This is a genomic window from Deltaproteobacteria bacterium, from assembly GCA_016874755.1.
GTDB lineage: Bacteria > Desulfobacterota > Binatia > UBA9968 > UBA9968 > DP-20.
This window is the reverse complement of the sequence record VGTH01000092.1, coordinates 1-4541: the sequence shown is the minus strand read 5'-3', so window position 1 is coordinate 4541 and position 4541 is coordinate 1. Positions and strand designations below refer to the sequence as shown.

General features: G+C 57.2%; 4 protein-coding genes. All 4 read left to right on the top strand.

Translation table 11 applies throughout. The annotated features are described in order from the left end of the window. The first annotated feature begins 36 nt into the window (after positions 1–36). The 4 genes from FJ145_26495 to FJ145_26480 all read left to right on the top strand — a co-directional run bounded on the left by FJ145_26495 (position 37) and on the right by FJ145_26480 (position 4457). Positions 37–1134, top strand: a complete 1098-nt coding sequence (locus FJ145_26495; protein ID MBM4264961.1) for a response regulator — start codon at positions 37–39, stop codon at positions 1132–1134. A gap of 129 nt (positions 1135–1263) precedes the next feature. Next, positions 1264–2583: an ATP-binding protein gene (locus FJ145_26490; protein MBM4264960.1), complete on the top strand. Its 1320-nt coding sequence runs from the start codon at positions 1264–1266 to the stop codon at positions 2581–2583. After that, positions 2580–3626, top strand: a complete 1047-nt coding sequence (locus FJ145_26485; GenBank protein MBM4264959.1) for an extracellular solute-binding protein — start codon at positions 2580–2582, stop codon at positions 3624–3626. The genes FJ145_26490 and FJ145_26485 overlap by 4 nt, the downstream gene beginning before the upstream one ends. A 141-nt stretch (positions 3627–3767) precedes the next feature. Continuing rightward, positions 3768–4457 carry a hypothetical protein gene (locus tag FJ145_26480; protein ID MBM4264958.1) on the top strand — a complete coding sequence of 230 codons (690 nt, stop codon included), beginning with the start codon at positions 3768–3770 and terminating at the stop codon, positions 4455–4457. Positions 4458–4541: the final 84 nt, after the last annotated feature.

Sequence of the window (4541 nt, the reverse complement as noted above, 5' to 3'; positions counted from 1 at the left end):
CCCGCCGCCGAAAGAACCCCCCCCCCCCCCCCGAAAATACTTGTCGTCGACGATACGCCGCGCAACGTTAAGTTGCTCGCCGACTTATTGACTGTCAAAGGTTACGCCGTCGCGACCGCCGCTTCGGGGCGCGAGGCGATGGAGAAGCTGGGCGTCGAAGCGCCGGATCTGGTTCTGCTCGACGTCGTTATGCCGGAGATGAGCGGCTACGAAGTCTGCCAGGCGATTCGCGCCAATCCGGCGACGGCGATCCTGCCGGTGGTGATGGTTACGGCGCTCGATCCCGCCGTCGAGCGGATCAAAGGGATTGAGGCCGGCGCGGATGACTTTCTCAGCAAGCCGATCAATCAGCCGGAATTATTGGCGCGGGTGAAGTCGCTCTTGCGCATCAAAGAACTTCAGGACGTGGCGCAAACGCAGGCAAGCCAACTGGCGGACTGGAACCAGACGCTTGAATCGCGTGTGCAATCACAATTGGAACAACTGGAACGATTGCAACGGCTGAAACGGTTTTTCTCCCCGCAGTTGGCTGATCTAATCGTCGCCGGCGGCGCCGACGATCCGCTGAAAACTCATCGGCGCGATGTGACGGTTGTCTTCCTCGATCTACGCGGCTTTACGGCGTTTGCCGAAGCAGCCGAGCCCGAAGAAGTCATGGGCGTTTTGCGCGAGTATCATACGGCAATGGGGCAACTGGTCATGCAACATGAGGGGACTCTCGAATGCTTCGTCGGCGACGGCATGATGGTGATCTTTAACGATCCGGTGCCGGTGCCCAATCCGCAGGAGCGCGCCGTGCGCATGGCGCTGGCGATGCGTACGCGCTTTGATGAATTATCGGTTGGCTGGCGCAAACTCGGCTACGACATCGGTATGGGTATCGGCATTGCGCAGGGCTACGCGACCATCGGCGCCATCGGTTTTGAAGGTCGCATGGACTACGGCTCGATTGGCACCGTGTGCAATCTCGCGTCGCGACTGTGCGGCGAGGCCAACTCGGGACAGACTTTGGTGCCGCAGAGATTATTGGGCGTGATTGAAAATCTTCTCGAGGTCGAACCGGTGGGGGAGCTGACGCTTAAAGGCTTCCAGCGGGCGGTGACGGCTTTCAACGTGGTCGGCATTCGGAATTAAGATATACTCTCGCCAAGGCGCAAAGGCGCCAAGTAGACTGGAAATAGCAGAGCCGTTTAGTCCCCAAACCTTTGCGCCTTAGCGCCTTTGCGGGCGATACCCCTCAATTATGCTCGGTAAGCATAATGTTTGACAGACATCATTTCCTGCCTCATACTGGCTTTTGTGGAGCTGGATTTCACCAATCGAGAGTTGGAGCTGGGCGAGCTCGATGCCGCAGCGAAGCGGGGTGGGCTGTTGGTCGTGTATGGGCGGCGGCGGGTCGGCAAGACTCGACTGATCGGCGAGTGGCTCAAGTCATGCGACGGTTTTTATACCCAGGCCATCGAAGCGACCCGCGAGCTGCAGATTCAGCAGGTGTTTCAAGATATCAGCGGGCGGCTGGAAACTCGCTTTGTGCCAAAGACCTGGCCGGAATTGTTGGAAGTGTTGGCTTTGCAAAAGCGACGCTGGGTGCTCTGCATCGACGAATTCCCCTATCTTACCGCGGTCGATCCAACTTTGCCGAGCCAACTGCAGCGCTGGATCGATCATTCGCTGCCGCGCGGGTGCTTGTTGATCTTGTCTGGGTCGAGCACCCGGATGATGCACGACCTTTTTCTGCACCGGGCGGCGCCGCTCTATGGCCGGGCGAGAAAGCTCATTCAGATTCGGCCGATGCGCTACCGAGCGTTTTGTCAGGCTTGCGGACAAAACGAATCGGATCTGGAGTCATTTGAAAAATTTTCCTGCGTCGGGGGGATCCCGAAATATTGGGAGTTCGTCGATCCTAAACAAGACGTTGTTGCGCTTGCCGAAGCGCTTTATTTTGGCTTTGCTCCTTACATGGAGCAGGAGCCGCAGCGCATCCTGCGTGACGAGGGCATCAGTGGACTTGGGGCCACGGCGGCGCTCGAAGCTATTGGTCGAGGCGCGGAACGGCCCTCGGAAATCGCTTCGCGTTTGGGCACGGCGCAAACCAATCTGTCGCGCCTATTGCAACAGCTTTTAGACCTGTCGATCTTGGAGCGCGAACTGCCCTACGGCGAAAGCGTTCGATCGACCAAAAAAACCTATTACCGGATTCATGATCCAACCCTGCGTTTTTGGTACCGGGTTTTTTCGCCGCATCAGAGCCGCTGGCGGACCTATGGCAGAGCGCTGAAGCGAAAACTCATTCACGATCATGCGGCCACGGTCTTCGAAGACGTTTGCCGAGGCCGTTTCCCTGGCGCGCGGCGCTATTGGGAGCGCGGTGTGGAGTTGGATTTGGTTGCGCAAGACCCCGAAGATGGTAAGCAATTGTTGGTCGCTGAGGTAAAATGGCGGCGGCTGACCAGCGCGGAGCGCAAAAACGTGCACCGGCAGCTCGAAACTAAGTGGTCGAATTGTTCTTTACGCGTTAAGTACCCTAAGGCGCGCTTGGAGGTCATCGACGCAAAGATGTTGCAGAAAATGGAGAGCGAATGAAACAATTATTTACGCTTGCGATGCTGGCGATTCTGCTAGCTCCCGTCCCAGCGATGGCGCAGAACAAGCCGCGTTTAACTGCCGAGCTGGCGGCTTACAACAAACCCGATCGTGAAAAGATGCTCTACGAAGGTGCGAAGAAGGAGGGCGTGGTCACGTGGTACACGTCGCTCACCGGCGGGCCGAATGTGGACATGCCCAAAGTTTTCAATTCCAAATATCCTGGGGTTTCGGTGGACGTTTATCGTGGCGATAGCGATGCTTTGATCTCGCGAGTGTTGCAGGAGTTTCAGGCTAAGCGTTTCATTCTCGACGCCATTGAGACCACCTTCCCGGTTCTCATGGTGATGAGAGAGTACAAAATGCTCCAGCCCTATTTCTCGCCGCATGCAGCGAGCTATCCCGATGAGGTGAAAGAAAAGGCGGAGAAGGGGTTGGTTTACTGGTCGACGGATCGCGAGACCTACATAGGGTTGTCTTACAATACGAACTCAATCCAGGGAGCGGCGATTCCGAAGTCCTATGACGATCTGCTCAAGCCGGAGCTCAGAGGCAAGATCGGCATGACCACCACGGATACGGGCGCGCGAGTGATCGCGGGTATGCTGGCGAGCAGAGGGCCCGAGTTCGTGCAGAAATTGAAAGCGCAGCAGATCAGTCTCCATCCCGTCTCGGGACGAGCCATGCTCGACATGGTCATCTCGGGTGAGGTCGCGGTTTCGCCCACAACGTTTCTTAGCCACTCGCGCGTGTCGATTGCCAAAGGTGCGCCGATCAAGTGGGTGCCGATGGATGTCGTGCCGACGAATCCAGGCGGCGTTGGCGTGTCCGCTAATGCACCGCATCCCCATGCGGCGCTGCTGTTCGGTGATTTCTTGTTAAGTCCGGAAGGGCAGAAGTTTCTCGCCAAGTACGGCCTCGACAGCGCGCTCAATAAGCCAACATTCAAGCGCTTCTACGCCGAAGCGGGGATGACCGCGGAGAAGTATGAGAGGGAAAGCGAAAAGTGGGAAAAATTGCTGAAGGAAATCGGGAGGAAGTAAGGAGTGAGGAGTAAGGAGTAAGAAGTTCGGAAGGGGGCGAGGTCACCTCACTTCCTCACTTTACAGGACATGGTTCAACCTCGTGACGCTTCTACCGTCGTTTTGCTCCGTCCCGATGATAACGGCGGGTTCGAGCTTCTTTTGACTCGCCGGCCGGAGTCGATGCGCTTTCTCGGCGGCTTCTACGTTTTTCCCGGCGGCACGGTGCATCGCGACGACCACTCGGAGCGAACGCTGGCGCGCTGCTGTGAGCTGAGCGGCGAGGCAGCGAGCCGGATTCTCGGCGGGCAGCATGATGCGCAGGTGGCGCTCGGCCATTGGGTGGCGGTGGTGCGCGAGTTGTTCGAGGAGGTTGGCATTCTCTTGTGTGTGACCGAGTCGGGTGCTGCTGTCGAGCTGCGCGATGGGAGCGCAAAGACTCGGATCGAGCAAAAGCGCCAGGCGATTGTCAAAAAACAGCTCGAGTTCGGTGATTTCTTGGAATCAGAAAAGTTCTTGTGCGATCTCTCACAGGTTGCTTACTTCGACCACTGGGTCACCCCGGCGATCTATTCCATGCGCTTCGATACACGCTTTTACGCGGCCATCTTGCCGCCAGGGCAGATGCCGCTCAAGTGTTCGGAAGAGGTGACGCACAGTTTGTGGATCAAGCCCGGAGAAGCCTTGGCGCGTATGAACCGCAGCGATTTCCCAATTTTGCCGCCCACGACGACGGTGCTCAGCGAGTTTGCGCGCATCCCTTCCTGGGCGGAGCTGCAGCGACGTTTCGGGCTTTGTCGCAGTAGCGACCATAACTCCGCTCTAAGCCCACGCGGGTTTCAGAAACTGTAGGGTTTTCAGGAAGTTTTGGGGTATTGGGATTCGCCCATTGGGCGAGTTTTTTCTTGACTTGTATCTGGTTAGTGTTTTATATTT